This window comes from Robbsia betulipollinis (assembly GCF_026624755.1).
GTDB classification, from domain to species: Bacteria; Pseudomonadota; Gammaproteobacteria; order Burkholderiales; family Burkholderiaceae; genus Robbsia; species Robbsia betulipollinis.
The window spans coordinates 1,550,191-1,575,375 of the sequence record NZ_JAPMXC010000001.1; the positions used below are offsets into that span (position 1 = coordinate 1,550,191).

Below are 25,185 nucleotides of genomic sequence, written 5' to 3' on the forward strand. Positions count from 1 at the left end.
GGATTTGCGCTACTATGTTTTCAGGAAACGGAAAAAAGAATGTCGAATACATCGCCCATCACCGTCATGCTGGTTGACGACGACCCTGTGCTGCAACGCATGTTGACGACGTTCTTCACCTCGCGCGAGATCGGCGTCATTGCGCTGACGAACGCCTCGGATCTGGTCGCGGCCGTCGCGCGCGAACGGCCCTCGGTCATCGTTCTGGACGTGATGATGCCGCTCGTCGACGGCTTTGCCGCATTGGGCCGGCTGCGCGGCGCGGGCGACCCGACGCCGGTCATCATGCTGACCGCGCGAGACGAGCACAGCGATCGTCTGCTCGGACTGGAGATGGGCGCCGACGATTACGTGGGCAAGCCGTTCCTGCCCCAGGAGCTGCTCGCGCGCGTGCAGGCCGTGTGGCGGCGTCACCAGTACGTTCCCGACCGGCGCGCGGCGGCACCGGCGCTGTCTTTCGGAAGATTCGAGGTGGATCCGTTTCAACGCCGCGTAACAAAAGATGGCGAGGATGTGCGGCTCGGCCACGGCGAATTCGAGTTGCTGTATGTATTGCTCACGCATCCGCTGGAAAAACTGTCGCGGCGGCAGTTGCTGGAACTGTGGACGGCGGCGCCTGCCGGCTCGGGCGAACGCGCATTGGACATGCCGATCTGGCGCTTGCGCGGCATCATCGAAGCCGACCCCGCCCAGCCGACGGTCATCCGGACCCTGCGCGGTTTCGGCTATCTCTTCGTGCCGCCCGAACGGCAATCGGACGTCGATGTCAGAACCGTGACGAGTCCGGAAATCCGGCCCCCGCGATGACGTGGCGTCCCCTGCGTTTGCTGCGTCGCGGCAATACCTTGTTCGTGCAGTACGTGATGGTGTCCGTCGCGCTGCTGGGCGGAACCCAGCTGGCGTGGGTGGAGATCGTCGGCAAGAGCAACGAAGTCAACGCCGGCGTGCATATCAGCGGTCTCGTCGACGCCCTGTTCAATCCGCGGTTTGGAACCGACGGTTTGCGCCGCCAGTTCGGCGCTGCCCTGGGGATCAGAACGCTGACGAGCGATCGCCCGCCCGCGGCGTGCCCGATGAACTGCGCGGCAACCCACGGGGCCTTCGAGTCGACGATGCTGTCGCGTTTGCCGGCGCACAGCCATGTGACACTGGACCGATTGGGATCATGGACGTGGGTGCGCTACGGCGAATCCTCGCACTGGGCGGTCATCGACATCAATCCCGTCAGCAAGAACCGCCTGCTGGCGGCCGCGGGTTTGATGTTCTGCTGCGTGATCGTCCTGTCCTTGCTGGGGGCATGGTTGATTCAGAAGCCCATGTCGCGCCTGTCGCGCGCCGCAAGCCGGTTTCGCGCCGGCTCGCCGCCCCAGGCGCTGCGCGTCGTCGGCGCGCACGAGGTGAAGGAACTGACGCGCAACTTCAACGCCATGACGCAGGCCATTCACGACGCCGATCGCGATCGCGCCGAAATGCTGGCCGGCATGGCGCATGATCTGCGCGCGCCGTTGACGCGCGCGCTGGTGTGCGCGTCGATGATCGAACAAGCGGAAAGCCGGGAACAATTGGTCGCCGATATCGGCTCCATGTCGCGCGTCATCGATCAGTTCCTGACTTTCGCGCGCGTCCCCGACGGCGAAGCGCCGCCGGACGAGCACTGGACGCCGGTCGACGCGTATTGCCGCACCCGTTACGGCAGCAGCGCGACGCTGGACGAATGGACGGTGGGCGCATCGAGCGAGCCCGCGATTCAAGTCGCGCTCGACGCGGGCGATCACTTCTGCCTGCCGATCCTGGATCTGGAGCGCCTGCTCGACAATCTCGTCGGCAACGCCTTTGCCTATGGCGCCACGCCCATCGTCATCTCCACCGCAGCCGATGCGGGACGATACGTTCTGGCGGTCAGAGATCACGGCGCGGGAATTCCCGACCACGAATTGAGCCGGGCGGTTCGTCCTTTCGTCCGCCTGGACGAGGCGCGTGGCGGTGCGCACAGCGGTTTGGGACTGGCCATCGTTCAGCGTCTGGCGCGCCGGCATGGCGGCGTCATCACGCTGACTCGTCCGCGGGAGGGAGGGCTGCTTGCCACGGTGGGTTTTCCGCGCAAGTGAACGCGCCCCGGTGCGCCGCTTCGCGGCTCCGGTATGCGGCTCCGGTATGCGGCCTGGATCCGACGCGGCGGCGTGACGCTTGCCGCCGGCCTGATCGCCCGTGCCTCAGGACCCCTTCGCCAAATGCGAATGACGGCGCGAATACGCGAAGTACACCACCAGTCCGATCGCGACCCAGACCGCGAACGCGAGCCAGGTCACCGTCTGCAGCTGCGACAGCAGGAACAGGCAGGCCGCGATCGCCAGTCCCGGCACGACCGGCGCGCCGGGGCAGCGGAAACCGCGCGGCAGGTCGGGATGCGTGCGTCGCATGATGATGACCGACAGCGAGACCATCGCGAATGCGGTGAGCGTGCCGAAGTTGACCAGTTCGGCGAGCACGTCCAGCGGCACCAGCGCGCCGATCAAACCGAACACGCCGCCCATGATCCAGGTCGCGTTGAACGGCGTGCGAAAACGCGGGTGCACGCGCGATAATGCCGGCGGCAGCAGCCCGTCGCGCGACATCGCGAACAGCAGGCGGGTTTGCCCATAGCCCATCACCAGCAGCACGGTCAGCATGCCCAGCACCGCCCCCAGATCGATGAAGCCGGCGATCCAGGTCGCGCCGATCTGCTGGAACGACAGCGAGACCGGATGCGCGATGCCGGCGAACTGGTGCCACGGCGTGATGCCGGTCAGCACGGCGGTGACGCCGATGTAGAGCAGCGTGCAGACCAGCAGCGAGGCGATGATGCCGATCGGCAGGTCGCGCTTCGGGTTTTTCACCTCCTCGGCCGCCGAGCTCACCGCGTCGAAGCCGATGTAGGCGAAGAACATGATCGCCGCCGCCTGGAACACCCCGTGCCAGCCCATCGGCATGTACGGGTGCCAGTTGGCCGGTTTCACGTGGAAGATGCCGACGGCCAGCACCAGCAGCACGACGCTGATCTTGATCGTCACCATGATGTTGTTGATGCGGGCGGTCTGGCGCACACCCACGGCCAGCAGCGTGGCGACCAGCAGGACGACCACGAACGCCGGCAGGTTGAACCATGTCGTCACGCCGGGCAGCGCGCCGGGGGCCGCGGTCAGCACGGTGGGCAGGGTCACGCCGAAACCGCTCAGAAAGGACTGGAAATAGCCCGACCAGCCGACCGAGACCGCGGAGACCGCGAGGCCGTATTCCAGCACCAGGACCCAGCCCATCAGCCAGGCGACCAGCTCGCCGATGACGGCGTACGAATAGGTGTAGATCGACCCCGCGACGGGAATCGACGAAGCGAATTCCGCGTACGACAGCGCGGCGAGCGCGCAGGCGATCGCCGCGACCACGAAGGACAACGTGAGGGCGGGCCCCGCCAGCATCGCGCCGGTGCCGGTCAGCACGAAGATGCCGGTGCCGATGATCGCGCCGATGCCGAGAAAGGTCAGGTCCAGTGGCCCGAGCGTTTTGTCGAGGGCCGCGCGACGCGTGTCGGCGACCATCGTGGCGATGTTCTTGGTACGAAACAAACTCATCCTGCGGGTAACTCCTGATTGTTCGATGGGTGACGCGCGACGCGTCCCGGGTCCATCGAGGGATGTCGGGTCGCGCGGAGGGAGCAGGCCGAGCAGGGTAGGCACGGCGGCATGTCGCATGCCATCGGCTGCCGCGCCATATCGATATGCGCGGCGACGTGCGCGGCGACGCTTGCAGTCCGGGGCTCGCCGCCAGGGGGGGTGTCGCTGGATATTGCCGCGGAGTGTCGCCGCGGCGTATCGCAGCGGGGCGCCACCCGGGGTACCACCCGGGGTGTTGCCATGATAGCGGCGTGCTGCGCTGGCGGGCAGCCGGCCCTTCAGCGCCCCCGGTTGACCGGCGTGACGAAGAATGATTATTTTAATTCATTGGAACTGGGCGGGGGCGCGTCGTATATTAGGAAGATTCTCAAATTCTTTTGCCTATCCGGCTTTTCCCTTATGAAGCGACCGGTTTTCGTGGCCACGGCGGCCGAAGGCGCCGTGGTGCCCGCGCGCCGCGGTCTTCATGCGACGTTGCGCCGCACGGCGGCGATCGCCACGCAGGTGAGCGCGCTGGTCGCTTTCTGGTTCGTCTCCGATGCCCTGGTGCGCTGGCTGCACCTGCCGCTGCCAGCCGGCGTCGTGGGACTGCTGCTGTTGCTCGGTCTGCTGTGGTCGGGACGGGTCGCGCCGCGCTGGATCAAATCCGGCGCGGACTGGATGCTCTCCGAGATGCTGCTGTTCTTCGTGCCGGCCGCGGTCGCGATCGTGCAGTATGGGCATCTGATCGAGAACGACGGCGTGCGCCTGGCGCTGGTGGTCGTGCCGGGCACGCTGCTCGTGATGTGCGCGACCGCGCTCGCCGTCGAGTTCGGCGTGCGACTGGAGCGGGGACTGCTGCTGCGCCGTCTGCGCCGCGCGCGCGCACGCCGCGCGCCGCGTGCGGTCCACGCCGTGCGGCCCACGCCGGCGCCTCGCCGGGCCGGGCGGCGCGCATGAGCGCCGATCCCACCCCCGGCCTGCAGTGGCTGGGCGCGTTCTGCCTGCTGAGCACGATTCTCCTCTATTTCGCGGGCAAGCGGCTCTATGCCCGTTTCCCGCGGATCTGGCTGATGCCGCTGGTGTCCGTGCCGCTCGTTCTGGTCGTGGCCCTACTGCTGACCCACGTGCCCTATGCCGTCTATCTGTCCGACACCCGTTGGCTGCTCTGGCTGCTGGGGCCCACCACCATCGCGTTCGCGCTGCCGATCCACGAATACCGCGGCGTCATCCGGCGGCACTGGCTGTCGCTGTCGCTGGGTGTGAGCGTGGGCATCGTCAGCGGTGTGGCGGGCTCCTTTTTCCTGGCGAAACTGCTGCACCTGCCGCCCGCGCTGCAGCGCGCGATGGCGATCCGTTCGGTATCGACGCCCTTTGCGCTGGCGATGTCGGGTCCGGTGGGCGCGGCCCCCGACGTGGTCGCGATTCTCGTCATCATCACCGGCCTGGTGGGCATGCTGATCGGCAAGGGGTTGCTCGTCTGGCTGCCGATGCGCACCGGCATCGCGCGCGGCGCGCTGTTCGGCGCGGGCGCGCATGGCGTGGGCACCGCCACCGCGCGTTCGCTGGGCAGCGAGGAGGGCATGATCGCCAGCCTGACGATGACCATCGCCGGCGTCGTCGTGGTCATCGCCGCGCCCCTGATCGGCTGGCTGTTGCGCTGATCCGTCAGTTGCGCCGCGCACCGCGCGCAGCCCATGTGCCACGGACCATCGCGCCGGCATTCTTTGCTACAATCCCAGACTTCCGAGGAGCGTTGCAACGGGCAGTCATTGTCCGCCAGGCTCGGAAGGCGACCGCCGCCCGGTCGTGCCCCGGCCGGTTATCGGCACGGACACGGCACCGGCGCGGCGGCGTCAGGCCCGCGGGCCTCCTGCCAACGGCGCTCACGTCTTGATTTCTATCTATATTAGAAAGGAGGCGTGATGAACGCTGCCGTCCTGAAAAGCAAGCCGAGTACCGAAGCCATCGTCGCCGACCACGCGCTCGCCGCATGGGGCAAGAAGGAAATCGCGATCGCCGAAACCGAAATGCCGGGCCTGGTGTCCGTGCGCGACGAGTTCCGTGCGTCGCAGCCGCTCAAGGGCGCCCGCATCGCCGGCTCCCTGCACATGACGATCCAGACCGCGGTCCTGATCGAAACCCTCGAGGCGCTGGGCGCCGAAGTACGCTGGGCGTCGTGCAACATCTTCTCCACGCAGGACCATGCCGCCGCCGCGATCGCCGCGAACGGCACCGCCGTGTTCGCGATCAAGGGCGAAACCCTCGACGAGTACTGGGAATACGCGCACCGCATCTTCGAATGGCCGAACGGCGAGCACGCGAACATGATCCTCGACGATGGCGGCGACGCCACCGTGCTGCTGGTGCTGGGTACCCGCGCGGAGTCGGACCGGTCGGCGATCGCCAAGCCGGGCAATGAAGAGGAAGTGGCGCTGTTCAAGTCGATCGGCGCGCACCTGGACATCGACCCGCACTGGTACTCCGTGCGCCTGAAAGCGATTCAGGGCGTCACCGAGGAAACCACCACCGGCGTGCATCGTCTGTACCAGATGGAACGCGACGGCCGCCTGCCGTTCCCGGCGATCAACGTCAACGACTCGGTCACCAAGTCGAAGTTCGACAACCTTTACGGCTGCCGCGAATCGCTGGTCGACGGCATCAAGCGCGCGACCGACGTGATGATCGCCGGCAAGATCGCCGTGGTCGCCGGTTACGGCGATGTGGGCAAGGGCTGCGCGCAGTCGCTGCGCGGTCTGGGCGCCACCGTCTGGGTCACCGAGATCGATCCGATCTGCGCGTTGCAGGCGGCGATGGAAGGCTATCGCGTCGTGACGATGGACTACGCGGCCTCGCGCGCCGACATCTTCGTGACGGCCACCGGCAATCTGCATGTGATCGGCTATGAACACATGAAGGCGATGCGCAACCAGGCGATCGTCTGCAACATCGGCCACTTCGATTCGGAAATCGACGTCGCGTCGCTGCGCCAGCACACGTGGGACAACATCAAGCCGCAGGTCGACCACATCGTCTTCCCGGACGGCAAGCGCATTATCCTGCTGGCCGAGGGGCGTCTGGTCAACCTGGGTTGCGGCACGGGCCACCCGTCGTTCGTGATGTCGAACTCGTTCACGAACCAGGTGCTCGCGCAGATCGAACTGTTCACGCAGGGCGAGAAGTACGAGAACAAGGTCTATGTACTGCCCAAGCAGCTCGACGAGAAGGTGGCGCGTCTGCACCTGGGCCGCATCGGCGCCGAGTTGACCGAGTTGTCGGACCAGCAGGCCGCGTATATCGACGTCGCCAAGACCGGCCCGTACAAGCCGCAGCACTACCGGTATTGAGGAACGGGTCCCGCCTGGCGCGCCGGCGCGGCGCCAGGCGGGACCGATCGCTTGCCGATTGCCGGTGAGTGGCCTGGGTGCGTGCGACGTTTCGTGCGGACCGCAGGCCTTTTTTGTGCGCGGCCCCTTTTTTACAGTGCAAGGAGTGCGAGAGATGAGTTTGTTGCTGACCTGGCTGATCAATGCGCTCGCGCTGCTGATCCTGCCCTACGTGATCCCGTCGATCCGCATCCGCAGTTTCGGCACGGCGCTGACGATCGCGATCGTGCTGGGGTTGATCAACACGCTGCTGCGTCCGGTGCTGGTGTTGCTGACGCTGCCGGTGACGATCGTCACCCTCGGCCTGTTCATTCTGGTCATCAACGCCTTGCTGTTCCAGTTCGCCTCATGGCTGCTCAAGGGCTTCGAGGTGACGGGTTTCTGGGCGGCGTTTTTCGGCTCGATCCTGTACAGCATCATTTCCTGGATCCTCTCGGCACTGATCTTCGGGCACCGCGACGGTCTGTTCGGCTAGCCGCGAGGCGAGCCGGCAGGCGCGGTATTTTATCTGAACAGGACCCCGATGGAACCGATCGAGCTTTCATTCGAATTCTTTCCCCCCAAGTCGGACGACGGCATCGCGCGCCTGCGCGCCGCGCGCGCGCAATTGATGCCGCTCGCGCCGAAGTTCGTCTCGGTGACGTTCGGCGCGGGCGGATCGACGCAACAGGGCACGCTCGACACCGTGCTCGAGATCGCCCGTACCGGTGTCGACGCCGCGCCGCACCTGTCGTGCATCGGCGCTTCGCGCGCCGGGCTCGCCGACATCCTCGACACCTATCGCGCGCAGGGCATCTCGCATATCGTCGCCTTGCGCGGCGACATGCCCTCCGGTATGGTCGAGATGGGCGATTTCCGCTACGCCGCCCATCTGGTCGCCTTCATCCGCGAACATGCCGGCGACGCGTTTCGCATCGAGGTGGCGGCGTATCCGGAATATCACCCGCAATCGCGCTCGCCGCGCCTGGATCTGGAGCACTTCGTCGCCAAGGTGCGGGCCGGGGCGGACGCGGCGATCAGCCAGTACTTCTTCAACGCCGACGCGTACTTTCGCTTCGTCGACGAGGTGCGGCGCGCGGGTGTCGACGTGCCGATCACGCCGGGCATCATGCCGATCACCAACTATTCGCAGTTGATCCGGTTCTCCGAGATGTGCGGCGCGGAAGTGCCGCGCTGGATCGCGCGCCGGCTCGAATCGTACGGCGACGACCGAGCGTCGATCCGCGCGTTCGGCGCCGAGGTGGTGGCGGCGATGTGCGAGCGCCTGATCGCCGGTGGCGCGCCCGGCCTGCATTTCTATACACTGAACGGCGCGGAGCCGACCCGCGCGATTTGCGACCGTCTGGGCCTGCACGCGCCGGGTCAGTAGGTGGATGAGTAGGTAGATGAGTGCGCAGATGGGCGCGCGCCGGCGAGCGCGCCCATTTCCGGTGACATACGATAAGACGGGCGCGCGAACCTTGCGTGCCTTCGAATGCATCATAGAATGCATAACCGCCGCTAACCCGCAATACACGCGACAGGACTTCCCAAGCATGCTGCGATTCATCCTGCGTCGTCTGGGCATGGTGGTGCCGACCTTCATCGGCATCACGCTGCTGGCGTTCGCGCTGATCCACCTGATTCCGGGGGACCCGGTCGAAATCATGATGGGCGAACGCGGCATCGATGCGGCCGCGCATGCGCAGGCGCTCAAGCAACTCGGACTCGACCAGTCCTTGCCGGTGCAATACGTCCGGTATCTGTGGCAGGCGCTGCACGGCAATCTGGGCCAGTCGCTGATCAGTCATACCAGCGTTCTCGCGGAATTCGGCGCGCGCTTTCCGGCGACGCTGGAACTGTCGCTGTGCGCGCTGCTGTTCGCGATCGTGATCGGCTTGCCGATCGGCGTCGCGGCCGCGCTGAAACGCGGCTCGGCGCTCGATCACGGCGTCATGGGCGCGGCGCTGACCGGCTATTCGATGCCGATCTTCTGGTGGGGCCTGATTCTGATCATGCTCTTCTCGGTAAAGCTCGGCTGGACGCCGGTCTCGGGCCGCATTGCCGTCGAATACGACGTGCCGACCGTGACCGGGTTCATGCTGATCGACGGCTGGCTGTCGACGGACGCCGGTGCCTGGCGCTCGGCGGTGAGCCACCTGATCCTGCCCGCGATCGTCCTCGGCACGATTCCGCTCGCGGTGATCGCGCGGATGACGCGCTCGTCGATGCTCGAGGTGCTGCGCGAGGACTATATCCGCACCGCACGCGCGAAGGGGCTGTCGCGCGCCCGGGTGGTGGTGGTGCACGCGCTGCGCAACGCGCTGGTGCCGGTCATCACGGTCATCGGCCTGCAGGTGGGCACGCTGCTGGCCGGCGCGGTGCTGACCGAGACGATCTTCTCCTGGCCCGGCGTCGGCAAATGGCTGATCGACGCGATCGGCCGGCGCGACTACCCGGTGGTGCAGGGCGGCATCCTGCTGATCGCGCTATTGGTGATCTTCGTCAACCTCTGTGTGGATCTCCTGTATGGCGTCCTCAATCCGCGCGTGCGCCATGTGCGCTAGTCCCCTGTCCGTCCGCCTCGTGTCCCCCTGCATCGTGCCCGTCGAACGCACGACATTCCCCCGTGCCCTGGAGCGCGTATGAGCAGCCGTCTGCAACCCCTGCCGCCCACGGACACGGCGCCGGCCGCGAACGCCGCGCCCGCCTCGGGCCGCATCGCCGGCGCGCGCGAGTTCTGGCATCAGTTCGCCGCGAACCGCGGCGCCTTGCTGGCGGCCTGCCTGCTGGCGGCGCTGTTGCTCGCCACGCTTTTCGCGCCCTGGCTCGCGCCGCACGATCCGGTCATCCAGTTCCGCGACGCGGTGCAGCGCCCGCCGTTCTGGCAGTACGGCGGCAGCACGCGGTTTCTGCTGGGCACCGATGAAACCGGCCGCGACGTGCTCTCGCGGCTGCTGTTCGGCGCGCGGCTGAGTTTGTTGATCGGGGGCGTCTCGGTCCTCATCGCGGTGGTGCCGGGCATCGTGCTCGGCCTGCTCGCGGCGTTTTTCGACAAATGGCTGGACGCGCCGGTGATGCGCCTGATGGACGTGCTGCTGGCGCTGCCGTCCCTGCTGCTCGCGGTGGCCGTGGTGGCGGTGCTCGGGCCGGGCCTGCTCAACACGATGATGGCGATCGGTATCGTCGGGCTGCCGGCGTTCACGCGTCTCACGCGGGCGGCGGCGCTGGGCGAGTTGCAGAAAGACTACGTGGTGGCGTCGCGCGTCGCGGGTGCGGGGCGTTTGCGGCTGATGTTCTCGCAGGTGCTGCCGAATTGCGCCGCGCCGCTGATCGTCCAGGCCACGCTCGGCTTCTCCACCGCGATCCTCGATGCCGCGGCGCTCGGTTTCCTCGGCCTGGGCGTGCAGCCGCCGTCGCCGGAGTGGGGCGCGATGCTGGCCTCGGCACGCGACTATATCGAGAGTGCGTGGTGGATCGTCACGATGCCGGGTGTCGCGATCCTGATCACGGTGCTCGCGATCAATCTGTTCGGGGACGGTCTGCGCGATGCGCTCGACCCCAAATTACGGAGAATGCGTTGATGACGGCCCTGTCCGCCGATCGGAATCAAGTGCCCGCCGGCACGTCGGCCGAACTGCTCGCGATCCGCAACCTGTCGGTCACCTTCGACGGCGCGGTGGCGGTCGAGCATGTCGACTTCGACATCGCCGCCGGCGAGGTGGTCGGCGTGGTCGGCGAGTCGGGCTCGGGCAAGAGCGTGACGATGCTCGCGCTGATGGGGTTGATCGATGCGCCGGGCCGGGTCCGCGCGGACCTGCTGCGCTTCGACGGCCACAGCCTGCTCGAACTGAAGGAGCGCGCCCGGCGCCGCATCGTCGGCCGCGATATCGCGATGGTGTTCCAGGACGCCCAGTCGAGCCTGAACCCGAGTTATTCGGTGGGGTTCCAGGTCGGCGAGGCGCTGCGCCAGCACGAGGGGCTGCGCGGCCGGGCGCTCGAACAACGCGTGCTGGGCCTGCTCGATCAGGTCGAGATTCCGGATGCGAAAAACCGCATGGGTGCCTATCCGCACCAGTTGTCCGGCGGCATGAACCAGCGCGTGATGATCGCGATGGCGATCGCCTGCAATCCGAAGCTGCTGATCGCCGACGAACCGACGACCGCGCTCGACGTGACGATCCAGGCGCAGATCATGACGCTATTGCGCAATCTGCAGCGCGACCGGGGCATGGCGATGGTGCTGATCTCGCACGATCTCGCGGTGGTATCGGAAATCGCCGATCGCGTCGCGGTGATGTACGCCGGGGAAGTGGTCGAGCAGCAGCGCGTGCCGGCGGTCTTCGAGCGGCCGCATCATCCCTACACCGAAGCGCTGCTGGCGGCGATTCCCGAGCACAACCGCGGCGCGCGCCGGCTCGCCGCGCTGGGCGGCATGGTGCCGGGCCGCTACGACCGGCCGCAGGGTTGTCTGTTCGCGCCGCGCTGCCCGTATGTCGAAGATGCCTGCCGCGCCGCGCGGCCGCCGCTGGTTCCGTGCGAAGCGGATGGTCCGAATGGCCTGATGAACGGCCTGGGCGGTAGCCCCGCCACGGCACCGGCGGCGCACGCGGGCCTGGTGCGGTGCATCAAGCCGCTGCACCGTGCGCCGGCGGCCCGGGCAGGTCACGGAGACGCGCGATGAAGGATGATGTCATGCAGCCCGCCGACCTTCCGCGCGGCAGCGACGCGCCGGTCCTGGTGGCCGAGGCGCTGTCGCGCCATTACCCGGTGCGCCGCGGCTGGTTCGGCAAGGGCCTCGTCAAGGCGCTCGACGGCGTATCGTTCCAGCTCGCCCGCGGACGCACGCTCGGCGTGGTCGGCGAGTCCGGTTGCGGCAAGTCGACGCTGGCCCGTCAGCTGACGATGATCGAAACGCCCACCGCGGGCGGCCTGACCATCGGCGGCGAAACCGTCTACGCGGGCGGCAAGGCGGTATCGGTCGCGGACCCGGCCGCGTTGCGGCGGCGCGTGCAGATGGTGTTCCAGAACCCGTTCGCGTCGTTGAACCCGCGCAAGACGGTCGAGCAGGCGCTGAGCGAACCGCTCGCGATCAATACCGCGATGAACGCGGCGCAGCGCGGCGAACGCGTGCGGCAGATGATCGAAACCGTCGGGCTGCGCGCCGAGCATCTGCGACGCTACCCGCACATGTTTTCGGGCGGACAGCGGCAGCGCGTGGCGATCGCCCGCGCAATGATCGTGGAACCCGGCATCGTCGTCGCCGACGAGCCGACCTCGGCGCTCGACGTCTCGGTACAGGCGCAGATCCTGAACCTGTTCCTCGACCTGCAGGAACAGTTCGGCACCAGCTACGTCTTCATTTCGCACAATCTGGCGGTCATCGAACATGTCGCCGACGACCTGATGGTGATGTACCTGGGCGCGGCGGTGGAGATCGGTCCCAAGACGCGGATCTTCGCGCATCCGCGCCACCCGTACACGCGCGCGCTGATTTCGGCGACGCCGGCGCTGCGGGCGCAGGACCGGCGCGTGCGCATCGCCATCGAAGGCGAATTGCCGTCGCCGCTCGATCCGCCGCCCGGCTGCACGTTTCACCGCCGTTGCCCCTATGCCATCGCGCGCTGCCGCAGCGAGGTGCCGTTGCTGCGCCCGGTCGACGGGCGCGCGGTCGCCTGTCATCGGGCGGAGGAAGTTGATGCCTGAGTGGGCCTGCGCCCGCACTCGCCTGATGTCGGTCCTGCGAGCGGTGTCGTGGAGCGTGCTGGTCGGAATGGCTGGGCTGGGCGGGCTGGGCGCGTCCCACCCGGCGTATGCGGAAAAGGCGCCGGGTCTGCGCGCGCCGGGCGCGCATCACCGGCCGGCGGCGCGCGCGGCCCCGCGAGCCGCTTTGTCGCGGCCGCGCGTCGCGGGCAACGCCGGCGAGTGGCTGGGTTACCGGGCCGGTCCGCCCCGGCCTACCGCGCGCGAGGCGAATGCCGCACCGCCGCGTCTGCCGTTTTATCTGGCGCGGCGCGGTCGTCTCACGTTCTACGTGCTCGGAACCCTGCACGCCGGCGACCCGATCGATTATCCCGCCAACCGGCCGTTTCGGCCCGCGATCCGGGCGGCGCTCGACGCCTCGCCCACGGTCGCGTTCGAACTCTCGCCCGACGATCTGATCGATGCGCAGGCCGATGTCCAGCGCTACGGGCGCTGCCTGTACGACTGCCTGCCGCGCCAGATCTCGCCCTCGCTGTGGCGCAAGGTTGCCGCGCGCGTGGGTCACAATCCGGCCCTGCTCGCGCAGGTCGCGCGCATGCGCCCCTGGCTCGCGGCGATGGTGATGGAATCGTACGACGCGACATCCTCGGGCCTGCAAACCGATTACGGTTCCGAAGCGCAGATCCAGAACGTCTATCTGAAGGGCCGAATCGTCGGCCTGGAGACGCTGGCCGAGCAGATGCGCGCCTTCGATACGCTGACGCTGGCCGAACAGCGCGAGATGCTCGAACAGGATCTCGCGCAGGCGCCGCAGCAGAACGCCGCCGATCTGCGGCGGGTGCATGCGTTGTGGCGCGCGGGCGACGCGGAGCGTCTGTTCGCGTGGCAGCGCGCGCGGTCCGCGCAACTGGCGCGCGATCCGGGGGTATCCGCCGCGATCGACGACAAGATCCTGTTCCAGCGCAACCGGCGCTTCGCGGCGCGGATGCAGGCGCTCGCGCAGCCGCGCCGGCCCGTGTTCGTCGCGATCGGCGCCCTGCATCTGGGGGGCCCGCGCGGCGTGCTGGCGCTGCTGCGCGCGGCGGGGTATCAGGTGCGCATGCTGTGACGGTGCGCGTTGTTACGGCGCCCGCTGCGGCGGTCCTGTCTGCGTGTGCCGTCTCCGGTTTCATGGCGGCGCGGGGCAGCCGGTCAGGGGCGGGCAGACCGCGGCGAGATAGGCGTCCTCGTCGTCCGCGGCGCGCCGCGCGCGCGTAGGGTCGCGGTAGGCGGCGGGCGCGGCGTCGTTCGAGGCGTTCGTGGCCGCGCCGGCAACGTGCTGCGCGACATCGGTTCCGATGCGGGCAGCCACGCGCCGCTCCTCGCTGTGCGCGGGCAGGCCAAGCAGCCTGTCCTCGACATACGCGAGCGCGCCGCGTTCGGTTTCGGGCTGCGTCACCGCCATGGGGATGTCCGCGGGCATCCCCAACCGTGCGAGCAGGCAGGCCACCCGTCGGCGCATCGTGTAGGGGCGATATCCGATCGGGCTGAGATAGACGAAGGCGTCGCTGAGCGACAGTTCGGCGCGGTGTTCGGACGCCAGCAGGCGGCATGGCACGGCGTCGTGTCCGGCGGGCGCACCGGTCAGTGCGTGAAGCGCCCATCGCGTCTGCCGGGGCGCTTCGCCGGCCTCCTCCAGCCAGGCGTCGAGGAAGCCGCCGCTCCACGCACTCCTTTCGTACATATCCCGGGCGTGGAAAACGAATTCGTCGATGGCCCGCAGCCGCGCGCCACGGTCCGGCACCTCGGCCAGCGTGTCCCAGCGGAACCGGTCCAGCAGCCGCTGTACGAAAGAGGCCTGCGCCGGCGCCCGCCGCAGCGCGCCGCGTACTGCACGCTCCAAAAGGATTGCCGCGCGCACGGTGACGCGCTGCGCGACTTCGGTGCCCAGCACCAGGGTGCGCGCGGAAATCGCGTTCGCGCGCGCGAGTTGCCGGTCGAGCAGCAGGTTCTCCAGCAGGACGCGCGGCTTGATCCGCTCCAGATGGGCGGGCAGGCTTTCGGCATCGAAGGCATCCGCGGTGGCATAGGCGACCCGTTCCTCGCAAGTTCGATTCATTTCGTACAGCACCCGGGCGGTCAGATAGACCACCGGCCCCCGGTGCGCGCGCGACAGGGGCGCGGGCGGATCGAACAACGATGTCGTGGCATGGATGAGTTCGTGGAGCCAAACCGCCGTGGGCAGTGTGCGGGCCGCGCCTGCCGGCCCGAGCACCTCCACGTTCTCGAGCTCGCGCGCCGGGGGAACGATGATGCGATGCTCGGCGACGGCATAGCGCGCGCGCGCGCCCGCCGCGACGGTAAAGCGCACACGTTGCGCGTCCGCTCGTGCCGGCGCGCGCTGCAATAGCAGGCGTAGCGTCGCGGAACGGTGATAGGCGAGGTCGAGTTCGGCGCGAATCGTGCGCTGTTCCGCGTCGTCGCCGAAATCGGCGATATCGCTCAGGGCCACCGGCGCAGCGCGCGGCGGTGGCGCCGGGTGGCTGTCGAGCCAGCGCTGCACTTCCTTGACGGTGATGCCCTCGCGCAGCGCGGCGGAACCCCGCGGCATCGCCACCCGGGGAGGCGGTCCGCGCGTGCCGTCGATCAGGGCCCGACGCGCGTTCCCCAGCCGGCGTTCGTCGACGGTGCCGACGATGTGGCCCTGCCAGTTCAATTCCCAGACGGCGGCCTCGGACGCGATCAGCGGCACCAGCCGTTGTTCGCCGCGCAGGTACACCAGCCGGGCGTCGGGAGCGTGTTCCAGCGCGAGCGGCACGACGGCGCCATCACGCGCGCGCGCCGCGCGCGCGTGATGGCGCAGGGGAAGGCGCGTCGGCTCCGAGACGACGGACCGGGCCGGCGGGTCCAGCGTCATTTTTCCGGTCAGGGGCAAATAGCGCGGCTGCCATTCCCCCAGCATCGTCAGACTGCCGTGCAGCATGCCCAACCGTGCGCGTTCGCCCACCGGCAGGCCGGGCAGCGTCTGCGCCAGTGCCGTGGTGGGGGCGATGCGTCCGTCGAGCCAGGCGATCAGGGTATCGATGTCGAAGCCGAATGCGCCGCGCCGCGCGCGTGCGGTGTCGGCGTGTTCGATCGTTTCCTCCAGAAGATGCACCGTGGCTCTGGGATCGGCGCCCGGCGGTGTGTCGGCGCGTTCCTGGCGCAGCCGGACATCGATGCGCAAGTGGCGGATGAACTCGTCGAGCAAGGCGTTTTCCACTGCCGAGGGCGCATGTTCCGCACGTGCGCGCGGGCTCGTGTCGGCATGCGCGAGGTGAATCGCGGCGGACAGGCCTGGCGAGATCCAGTGGCGCGGGGCGATTCGCCAGGCGGCGCAGAGCCGGTTGAAATCCGCGAGGACCGCGCCCAGGTCCTCGCCCGACGCGTGCGCGATACCGTGCGACGGGCCCAGCCGCAACAGGACCGTATCGATGGACTGCAGTGGCGTGCCGAAAGGAAAGCGCGCGCTTTCTCCCAGATCCCGCAGGCGCTGCCGCATCCAGTGTTCCGCCTGCACGGGGTCCGGTGCTTCGTTTCCAGCGGCGTGGGCGAAACCGCGCCGCGCGGCAAGCGCGTGCGCGACGAGCGCGGCGACATCCGCCCCGGACGCGTTGCGCACGGCGACGCCGTCGAACCATGCCGCGGCACCGTCCGGGCGCGGGCCGCCGAGCGGCAGCCATGCCGTGGCGATTGCCAACGCGCCGATCTCGGCGTGAATGGCCTCCCGGAACGCCGCCGTCGCCGTCGTCTCGCGCAGCGCGCCGGTCGAGCGTGCCATGCAGCGCTGGCGCAATCGCGCGGCGATCGCGAGTGCCGCTTCGTCCAGCAGGAGCGCGCGATGCTCCGGGAAGTCGTTCGCCAGGAAAGCATGCACCGCCCGCAGCAGATCGAGCGGGGCACGCGATCCGGCAAGCAGGCGGTCGAGATCGAAACGGTCGGCGAGCTGGTTGGTCTGGTAGAAGCACTCTTCCTCGATGCTGTGCAACGCGGCTTTGGCGTGGGGAATCAGTCGCAGGGCGTGCTCCCGGGCCGCGTCCTCGTCCAGCAAGGGGTCGCGCTGCGCGTGCCAGTACAGGGCGATGGCTGCGTCGTGCCGTTCGCATAAGGTGTTCCAGCGGGCGCGCAGGTGCTGAACGGCCGGGGCGGTGCAGGACCGGGGCGCGGCGGGTTGGTGCAGCCACTGGAGCGTCATGGCGCGCGCATCGCGCTCCCGGTCCGCCAGCGCGGTCTCGGTGTCGATGCGTCGCAGGCCGGCATCGGCGGTGGCGAGCGCCCATTCGGCGCGTTGTCGCGGCGGCAGGTCCGCCCAGGCCGGGGACGCGAAAGCACAGGGCGCAGGGTACGGCTCCGGAAGGGAGGGAAGCCGGCGCGGCTCCCCGGCGTCAAGCAGGCCGGCGCGCGCCGCGTGCGCGAGCGCGGGGGCGAGGACGGGAGAGGGGCCTGCCGTCCTCGCAGGCGGTCCTGCCGGGCGGGCGGGCGCGCGCGCCGCGTCGGAGGCCGACAGGAGATAGTGCGCGCTGAGCAAAACGAGGTCCAGCGGTGGCAGGCGCATGGGACGGGCTCCGTGTGACGTCTAACTGCAAACGCAGGTGTTGTCGGTCTCGCGGATGCAGACCGACGCCAGGAAACGGTCCTCGTCGTCGGCCGCGCGGCGCGCGAGGGTGGGATTGACGGGAATGTCGGCGGCCGGCGGGTTGGGCGGCCGGTCGCGCCAGATGCGCGCGGCGATGCGACGGTCCTCGCTGTCGTCGGCGAGTCCCAGCAATTTGTTCTCGACATAGACGGCGGCGCCGCGCTCGGTGTCGATGTCGATGGCGTTCGCGGTGCGGGTACGCGCGGGCAATCCGAGTTCGGCCAGCAGCGTGGCGACGCGCCGCTGCATCGTGTACGGCTTGAGCCCGGTCGGGCTGAGGTAAGCGAACGACGACGCGAGCGAGAGTTCGATGCGGCGATAGCTCGTGTCCACCCGGCAGGGCGTGCCTTCGCGCTCGGCCAGGATGCGCGAGAAGCGATGCAGGGTCCACCGCGTCGTCGGGTCGCGCTCGAGCCAGGCGTCCAGAAATTTCCGTGCCCAGGCACTGCCGTCGTAGAGGTAGCGCGCATGCTCGACGAAATGGCGCAGCAGGCGCAGGTGGGCGCTGCTGTGCTCGCTCGCGAGAAAGGTGTCCCCATGGAGCCGTGCGACGAGTTCGTCCGGAAACGGTATGCGCGGCGTTCTGCTGGCGGAGGAGGCGTGCACGATGGATTCTTCGATCCGTTTCGCGGCCAGCACGGTAGCCCGCTGCCCCACCGGCGTGCCGCGAACGAGCGTGTCCGGTGAAATGGGCGTTCGGCGCGCCAACTGCGCGTCGAGCATCAGGTTTTCCCGAATGACGCGCTCGGCGGTATGTTTCAAATCCGTTTTCCCGAGCGTGCGAGCGCGCGTCGCAGGCACCGCGTACGCGATTCTTTCCGGCGCCGGCCGGTTGATCTCGTACAGGATCCTGTCGGTGAGATACACGACTGGCCCACGATGGGTGGCCGCCAGCGCGGGCGGCGGATCGGTCAGCAGGGTCATCGCATGCACGACCTCGTGAATCCAGACATCCTTTGGGTTGAAATGCACCGCACCCGTCGCGCCCAGGTACTCGATCTCGGCCAGTTCGTCGGCCGGCGGCAGGGTGATGACATGCTCGGCGGGGGCGTAGGCCGGGATCGCCTCCGAACGGATGTCGAACCGCAGCGGCGAGGGGTTCGTCCGAAGCGCGGCCCCGCGCGCCAATAAACGAAACGTCTCCGAGCGGCGGTAGGCGAGTCCGAGTTCCTGGAAAATGCGTAGCTGCTCGCCATTTTCCTCGTCGATGGTCATCAGGTCCGTCAACACCGTTGCCGCGAACGAGTTGCTGTTCGCGCCGCGCGTCGGGGGTGCCGTGGCGTGCGCGTCGAGCCAGCGCGTCGTCGACGTCACCGTTACGCCGTTGGCGATCGTCGCGGTGTCGGCTGGCTCGGCCGACGCGGCGGGGTGACGCAACTCCGTTCGGATTTTCGGTTTGAGTTCGCCCAGGCGCGCATCGCTCATGGGCGCCACGATATGGCCGTTCCAGTCCAGTTCCCAGATGACATCGCCCGCCAGCCCGACCGGAATGACGCGGTTTTCGCGTGGCAGGTGGACCAGTCCCGCGCGGGGTACGTTCGGGAGCTCGACCGGCACGATTTCGCCGTCGCGGGCGCGCGAGGCCAGGGGACGGTAGCGCAAGGGCAGGTCGGTATCGGCGAGCGTCACCATCGGGATAGCCGGCTCCACGCTCACCCGCTCGGTCAACGGCAACGAGAGGGCGCGCGCATCGCCCAGCGTCTCGAGGCCGCGATGCAACATGCCGAGCGTGGCCCGCTCGCCATTCTCGACGAGCGGGAGCGCGGCGGGCAAGGCCAGGGAGGCTTCGACGCGCCCACCAAGCCAGGTCATCAGGAGGTCCGCCCCGAACTGAAAAGCGCCGCGCAGCGCGCGCGTCTCGTTGCCGTGGCGGATGCCCTCCTCGATATCGTAGGCCGGCACGACGAACGGCAGCAGGCTGAGTATTTCCCGGGGTTCGCCGCGTGCCAGCGTTTCGCCGACGTGCATCGGCCAGCATGGGAGAACCAGCAGCGACTGAACGAATTCCCGGGTGGTGGCGCCCTGGCTGGGCACGGCGCTGCGCTGCGCTTTTTCGTCCTGTCGCGCTTCGTTCGACGGCGGGAGCGCGTCAGTGCGATTCGCAGCCAGCGGGTGGGGAGGGGGCGCGTGCAGTTCCCGCAGGCGTTGCGGTTCCCGATTCCCCGCGGGGTCGGCGTACGCCGCGAGGCGTTCATGGAAGCGGTCGATCGCCTGGTTTTCCCGTGCTTCCGCGGCCGTGGCGATCAGCGTCGCGCGGTCTTCCGTGGCATGGGCGAGATGCAGCGCCGCGGCGAGCGTGGGCGGGATCCAGTATGCGGGCGCGGCGCGCCAGGCAGCGCAAAGACGATGGAAGTCGCGCATGACGGTGGCGAAGTCCGCTCCCGCGGAAAGACGCACGCCATGGGCGCCGGCGAGCCTCAGGAGGATGGTGTCGATCGATTGGGGCGGGGTGCCGAGCGGAAAGCGGGTGCTTTCGCGCAGATCGTTCAGCCGCTTGCGCACCCAGGTTTCGAGCAGCCGGTGGCATTGCCGCGTGGCGATCGAAAGCAGCGTCCGGGGCCTCACCGGCAGCGCGAGGCGGCACGCTGGATCTTTCTGCATCACGAGATCGTGGGCGAGGCCGGGTTGGCGACGGATGAGATCCATCGCCAGGCCGGTGACGTTCTTGCCGACCGCGTTGCGGATCGCCATGCCGTCGAACCAGGGGTCCGCGTTCGCCATGGGTGCGGCGCGCCAGGGAATCAACCGGGCGGCGAAGGATTCCGCTTCGAGTTCCGCAGCGACTTCCTGCGCGAAAATGCGTGCCTGGCTGGCAGGCAGGTCCTCGTCCCTCCGGGTTTCGCAGCGCTGGCGCAAGCGCGCGGCGACGGCGATCGCATGTGCGTCGCGCAGCGGCGCGCGATAGCGTGGAAAGCGTGCGCGCAAGACGACGTGAACGGTGCGCAGCAGGGACAGGTCGCTGCGCCGGGAATCGCACAGGCGATCGAGGTCGAAGAGATCGGCCAGCCGGTCGGCTTGATAGGCGGTCTCTTGTTCCGCCGTCAGTGCCCGGGGGGACACCTCCCATGCGAGCCGCTCGGCGGCGCGCATCGCGTCCTCCAGGCGCTGTGTCGACGTCGCGCGCAGCATGCGATCGAGGTCGACGTCGTCGGTGCGTTGACCTTCCTGCGCATATGCCGGCAATGCGGGATAGACGCGGCGCACGGGACGGTCGATCGGGTCCGACAGCCATCGCTGCGTGAGGGCGGCATTTTCGTTTTCCACCGTCGTCAGACTGTGCGGGATGGGAATTTCCAGACGTTGCGCGCGTGCCGCCGCGCGCGCGAGATCCGCGCGTTGAGAGATCGGCAAGGCATCCCACATGCGGGTCCAGATGGCGGGAACAGGGGGGGCATTGCGCCCGCCGAGTGCCGTAGAAGGCGACGACGGCGCGGAGGTGGCGTGCGTGGACATGTCGGGCGTGTCGGGCGGCGGCGCACTCTCGGCCGCGCGCGCATGGCGGCCCCCGCGTGGCGTGGCGTGGCGCCGCTCGCGCGGGCAGCAAGGCGTGGGGAGTGCGGGGTCGCGTTCTTGCCGCTCCCCGTCCGGAAGAGTGAACAGACCCGCACGTGTCGCGCGGTCCATCGCGTTCGGAAGCGACGCCGCCAGGGGACCAAACCTGTCGGCGTCGTTCCTCGTTGTGGCCGGACGCGTACGCGCGGCGTGTCGCGGGCTCAGGGTGGCCGACCGGTCGTGCGAGCTATCGCCGCGCGCCGCGGCAAGCAGGTAATGGGCGGCCAGCAATGCCACGTCCAGGTTCGGCAAGCGCATGGGGGATCCAGTTAGGCGTTCCGGCGGATGACGGCGCCCGGCCGTTCAGGAACACGCGCAGCCGCCCTGCGGCGTGGACGTGCAGACCGATGCGAGGAAGCGGTCTTCGTCATCGGCGACGCGGCGCGCCAGCGTGGGATTGACCCTCGGAAAGGCGAAGGGCGCCGCCGGTTGACGATGCCAGACACCCGCCGATACGCGGCGTTCCTCGCTGTCGCGGCCCAGCCCGAGCAACTTGTTCTCGATGTAGACCGTGGCGCCGCGTTCGACGCTGGCATCGATGTTCGATGCCGGCCTCCGGGAAGACATGGCCAGTTCGCTCAAGAGGGTCGCGACGCGCCGTCGCATGGTGTACGGCCGCAGTCCGGTTGGACAGAGATAGGCGAAGGTGTCGGCGAACGACAGTTCGATTCGATGACGGGGCGATTGCACGCGGCAGGGCACGGCATCCTGCCGCGCCTGTGCGGGCGACCGATAGCGCAGCGTCCATTTCTTCGTGTCCTCGCGCCGCAGCCACGCGTCCAGGAAACCGCGCGCCCAGGCATGGCCTTCGTAGATTTCCCGGGCGTGGAACACGAAATCCCGCGCGAGGCGCAGGTGTGCGCCTGGAGGCGTTCTCGCGTCCGGCGTATCCACGCGAACCACGTCGAGGAGTCTGTCCGCGAACGGCGTGCGGGGTTTTTGGCGCGCCATGGACGCGCGAACCATCGTCTCGATGCGCATCGCGTCATCGACGGTGGCGCGTTCCCGAACCGGGACGCCGAGAACGGACGTCTCGGGTCGCATGGTCGTCTTGGGCGCGAGTTGTTCGTCGAGCAGAATGTTTTCACGAATCACCCGGTCGGCGATGCGTTCCGAGTACCCGCCGGCCGCACCGTCCGCGGGTGGCGGTGGCGCGTAGGCGATTCTTTCCGGAGAGCGCCGGTTCAGTTCGTACAGGATGCGATCGGTGAGGTACACCACCGGTCCACGGTGCAGGGCGGCCAGCGAGGGTTCCGGGTCGTGCATCTGCGTCATCGCGTGAATGAATTCATGGATCCAGACATCCCGGGCGTCGAACCGCGTCGGGCCATGCCAGCCGCGGTATTCGAGTTGCGCGATTTCAGCGGCGGGAGGCACCGTGATGCGGTGCCGTGCGGGCGCGTAATGGGGCGCCGTGCCCGGCGCGATCGCGAGGCCCGCGCGGCGACCGGTCGCGTGCACCGTGGCCGAGTCCGCGATCAAGCGAAAGGTTTCCGAGCGTCGGTAGGCGGCGCGCAGTTCCGCGACGATCACGCGTGCATCCGGATTGCCCTCGTCGCAATCGAGCACGCCGCGCAGCGCGGCTTCCGCTTCCCGTGGCTCCGGTATGCGGCGCGACGGCGCGGCGGTCGAACGGGCGGCGAGCCACCGCTCCATGGTCTGCACGGTTCGGCCGTCGGTCATGGTCCATGGCGGCGCGGGCGCGGCGGGTAGGCGGGAACGCGCCTGGTCGAACAGCGTCTCCCGAATACCGTCCAGACGCAGGTCGTCGACGACGCCGATGGCATGGCCTTCCCAGTCGAGTTGCCAGACTGTCGAGCCGGACAGCCCGACCGGGAGCACGCGGTCCTCCTGCCGTAGATGGACGATCCAGGCTTGCGGCATATTGGCCAGGCTGACCGGGACGATCTCGCCGTTGCGCGCGCGCGCCGCCCGTTGCCGGTGTGCCAGGGGCAGCAGGCTGTCGTCGGACACGGGTACGACGCCGCGCGGCCGTTCGATGGCCGTATCCGGCGACAGCGGCAGGTATCGCGGCCGTGTTTCGCCCAGTGTCGTCGCGCCGTGGTGCAACATGGCCAGCGCCGCGCGTTCTTCCCGCTCCAGCGCCGGCAGCGCTTCCGGCACCGCCAGCGCCGCGTCGATCCGTCCGCCGATCCAGGTCATGGCGACATCGGCGCCGAACTGGAAGGCGCCGCGCAGGGCGCGGCTCTGGTTGCCCAGGCGTATGCCTTCCTCGATATCGTAGGCCGGCACGGCGAACGGCAGCAGGCCGAGGATGTCCCGGGGCGCGCCGCGCGCGAGCGTGCGCCCGATGTGCATCGGCCAGTTCAGGATCAGCAGCGATTCGGTGGTTTCCAGGAATTGACGCCCGGGCGCGGACGCAGCCTGCGCGCCCGCTCGGGCGTCCGAGCCGGCGTTCGGGCTGGCGTCCAGGCTGGGAAGCGTGGGTGCGACCGCGTCGGTCCGGTTCGCGGCAGCGGCGCAGCCACGCGCGGCGGGCACGGCCGCGCACTCCGGCCATGCGCTCGGATCCTGCCCCGGCAGGGCCCGGTACGCCTGCAAGCGGTCATGAAAGAAACCGGTCAGGCGGTATTCCCGCGCCGCCCGGTCGAGCGGTTCCGGTGCGGCGTGCGTTCCGCTGGCATGGGCGAGGTGCACGGCGGCGGCCAGCGTGGGCGACATCCAGTAGCCGGGACGTGCCTGCCAGACCGCGCACAGACGCGTGAAATCGCGCAGGATGGTGGCGAAATCCTCACCCGGCGTGCGCTGGACACCGTGCATGGCGGAAAGTCGCAGCAAAATGGTGTCGATCGATTGGGGCGGGGTGCCGAAGGGAAAGCGTGTGCTTTCGACCAGATCGTTCAATCGTTTTTTCATCCACTGCACGAGCAGTGGGCGTTGCGCCCGCGCGGCGTCGGCGTGCATCGCGTCGGTCGCATCCATTGCGTCGGTCCCGGCAGCGGCAGCCGGCGCCGGATCGTCCGGCGCGGCGTGGGCGGGCAGGCGCAGACGGCGCACGAGAGAGGGACGAAGCCGGATCAGGTCCTCGACCAGATCGATCGGGGTTTTGCCGGCCGCGTCCCGTACCGCGATGCCATCGAACCACGCCCGTCCGTCCGCGCGGGACGTCGCGCCCCAGGGAAGCAGATGCGCGGCGCGCGCGTTCGCCGTGAGTTCCGCATTGACCGCGCTTTGGAAATCGCCCTGCGCGGCCGCCCCGGACAGGCCTGTCACGGTGTCTGGCGCCGCCATCGTGCAGCGCTGCCGTAACTGGGTCGCGACGGCGACGGCATGTTCGTCGAGCAACGCCGCCCGATACTCCGGATACAGGGCGGCGAGCGCGGCATGAACCCGGCGCAGCAGACGCAAGGCGGTGGGCGGCGGGTGGCAGAGCGCCGCGAGATCGAACACATCGGCGAGACGGTTCGCCTGGTAGGCGGATTCCGCGATGGGAGACGACACGGTGACGGGCATGCGCCCGACGCGGGCGTCGGCGAGCCGGCCCGCGATGGCCACGGCGTCGGACAACGTCATCGTGGGGTCGGCCTGGAGGCGGTGATAGAGATCGAGCGTGTCGGCATCCGGGCGACGGCGTGACGCGTCCGCGACGACAGTGGCAGGGGTTTCGCGGGATGGTGCGATGGGTTGGCACAGCCACGCGCGCGTCATGGCGCGGTTTTGCGCGCTTTGCGCCGCCAGGTGCGCATCGAGATCGCGCCCTGCGGTGTCCGTCCGGTTCGCATGCGCCATCGCCTGTGCGAGTTCCGCGCGCTGATAGACGGGCAATGCCAGCCATGCTTTCGACCAATCGATGGGCGTTGCCGGCACGGCCTGGCGAGTGGGTCGTGCGCGCGGCGTCCGCCCGGCGGTCGCGGTGGCTGGGGTAGTTGCCGCATTTCGGCGGGCGCGGGCGCGGGCCTGGGCGGATGGCGTGCGGCGCGGGACGCGGCGCGTCTGCGTCCATGTCGTTCCGGCGGGGGCGTGCGCCGTGGCGGCTTCGCGCGCGTCGAGCAAGCCGGCGCGTGCGGCGTGGGCCAGGGCGGGCGCGTCCCGGTGCCGTTCGCAGGGCCGCCACGCCGCCGCCGTGGCGGGGCGCGAGCCGCCGTCATGCGCGGCGCTCAATAGATGATGCAGGGCGAGTATGGTCAGATCGAGATGCGGCAGGCGCATGGCAGCCTCCGGGCGGGCATCGGCGATGTCGTCCAACACATTGTCTTTCGAAGTGAAGCGGAGGGCGTTGGACGGGATGCCCGGGCGGGCCTCGGGGTCTACTTAGAATGAT

Annotated in this window: 16 protein-coding genes and 1 riboswitch; of the genes, 12 read left to right on the forward strand and 4 right to left on the reverse strand. The window is 68.9% G+C overall.

Annotation, left to right across the window (positions count from 1 at the left end; all coding sequences use genetic code 11):
- Positions 1–39: 39 nt before the first annotated feature.
- Together OVY01_RS06715 and OVY01_RS06720 are read left to right on the forward strand one after the other, a co-directional pair.
- The gene (locus OVY01_RS06715) at positions 40–807 is read left to right on the forward strand and encodes a response regulator (protein ID WP_267846592.1); all 768 of its coding nucleotides are present in this window, start codon (positions 40–42) and stop codon (positions 805–807) included.
- Positions 804–2,108 carry an ATP-binding protein gene (locus OVY01_RS06720; protein WP_267846594.1) on the forward strand — a complete coding sequence of 435 codons (1,305 nt, stop codon included), beginning with the start codon at positions 804–806 and terminating at the stop codon, positions 2,106–2,108. Before OVY01_RS06715 ends, OVY01_RS06720 begins: the two co-directional genes overlap by 4 nt.
- Positions 2,109–2,213: 105 nt before the next feature.
- Here the strand turns inward: OVY01_RS06720 and bcaP are convergent, their stop codons facing one another.
- Positions 2,214–3,608, reverse strand: coding sequence for a branched-chain amino acid transporter BcaP (gene bcaP / locus OVY01_RS06725; RefSeq protein ID WP_267846596.1), 1,395 nt, complete (start codon positions 3,606–3,608; stop codon positions 2,214–2,216).
- Between the two features lie 441 nt (positions 3,609–4,049).
- On the opposite strand from bcaP, the gene OVY01_RS06730 reads away from it, so the two are divergent.
- The 10 genes from OVY01_RS06730 (at position 4,050) to OVY01_RS06775 (ending at position 13,805) form a co-directional block, all read left to right on the forward strand.
- Entirely contained in the window at positions 4,050–4,589 is a 540-nt protein-coding gene (locus OVY01_RS06730) for a CidA/LrgA family protein (protein ID WP_267846598.1), read from the forward strand.
- Positions 4,586–5,293: an LrgB family protein gene (locus OVY01_RS06735; RefSeq protein WP_267846600.1), complete on the forward strand. Its 708-nt coding sequence runs from the start codon at positions 4,586–4,588 to the stop codon at positions 5,291–5,293. The genes OVY01_RS06730 and OVY01_RS06735 overlap by 4 nt, the downstream gene beginning before the upstream one ends.
- A 78-nt stretch (positions 5,294–5,371) precedes the next feature.
- Positions 5,372–5,441: riboswitch (S-adenosyl-L-homocysteine riboswitch) on the forward strand.
- Between the two features lie 113 nt (positions 5,442–5,554).
- Complete coding sequence (ahcY, locus tag OVY01_RS06740; RefSeq protein ID WP_267846601.1) at positions 5,555–6,976, forward strand: adenosylhomocysteinase; 1,422 nt, start codon at positions 5,555–5,557, stop codon at positions 6,974–6,976.
- A gap of 154 nt (positions 6,977–7,130) precedes the next feature.
- Complete coding sequence (locus tag OVY01_RS06745) at positions 7,131–7,490, forward strand: phage holin family protein (RefSeq protein WP_267846602.1); 360 nt, start codon at positions 7,131–7,133, stop codon at positions 7,488–7,490.
- Positions 7,491–7,538: 48 nt separating this feature from the next.
- Entirely contained in the window at positions 7,539–8,384 is an 846-nt protein-coding gene (gene metF / locus OVY01_RS06750) for a methylenetetrahydrofolate reductase [NAD(P)H] (RefSeq protein ID WP_267846603.1), read from the forward strand.
- Between the two features lie 166 nt (positions 8,385–8,550).
- Entirely contained in the window at positions 8,551–9,561 is a 1,011-nt protein-coding gene (locus tag OVY01_RS06755; protein WP_267846604.1) for an ABC transporter permease subunit, read from the forward strand.
- A gap of 78 nt (positions 9,562–9,639) precedes the next feature.
- Positions 9,640–10,578 (forward strand): ABC transporter permease subunit, encoded by a 939-nt coding sequence (locus OVY01_RS06760; RefSeq protein ID WP_267846605.1) that lies wholly within the window; start codon positions 9,640–9,642, stop codon positions 10,576–10,578.
- On the forward strand, positions 10,578–11,678 hold the full coding sequence (locus tag OVY01_RS06765; RefSeq protein WP_267846606.1) for an ABC transporter ATP-binding protein: 1,101 nt from the start codon (positions 10,578–10,580) through the stop codon (positions 11,676–11,678). The genes OVY01_RS06760 and OVY01_RS06765 overlap by 1 nt, the downstream gene beginning before the upstream one ends.
- An 11-nt stretch (positions 11,679–11,689) precedes the next feature.
- Positions 11,690–12,700 (forward strand): dipeptide ABC transporter ATP-binding protein, encoded by a 1,011-nt coding sequence (locus OVY01_RS06770; protein ID WP_267847694.1) that lies wholly within the window; start codon positions 11,690–11,692, stop codon positions 12,698–12,700.
- Positions 12,606–13,805: a TraB/GumN family protein gene (locus OVY01_RS06775; protein WP_432422190.1), complete on the forward strand. Its 1,200-nt coding sequence runs from the start codon at positions 12,606–12,608 to the stop codon at positions 13,803–13,805. The genes OVY01_RS06770 and OVY01_RS06775 overlap by 95 nt, the downstream gene beginning before the upstream one ends.
- Positions 13,806–13,865: 60 nt before the next feature.
- Here the strand turns inward: OVY01_RS06775 and OVY01_RS06780 are convergent, their stop codons facing one another.
- From OVY01_RS06780 to OVY01_RS06790, 3 genes are read right to left on the reverse strand one after another with little or no spacing between them, the layout of a single operon-like run.
- Positions 13,866–17,270: a hypothetical protein gene (locus tag OVY01_RS06780; protein WP_267846608.1), complete on the reverse strand. Its 3,405-nt coding sequence runs from the start codon at positions 17,268–17,270 to the stop codon at positions 13,866–13,868.
- Between the two features lie 21 nt (positions 17,271–17,291).
- Positions 17,292–21,161: a PipA/GogA/GtgA family type III secretion system effector gene (locus OVY01_RS06785; protein WP_267846609.1), complete on the reverse strand. Its 3,870-nt coding sequence runs from the start codon at positions 21,159–21,161 to the stop codon at positions 17,292–17,294.
- Positions 21,162–21,206: 45 nt separating this feature from the next.
- Positions 21,207–25,109 (reverse strand): PipA/GogA/GtgA family type III secretion system effector, encoded by a 3,903-nt coding sequence (locus tag OVY01_RS06790; RefSeq protein WP_267846610.1) that lies wholly within the window; start codon positions 25,107–25,109, stop codon positions 21,207–21,209.
- Between the last annotated feature and the right edge of the window lie 76 nt (positions 25,110–25,185).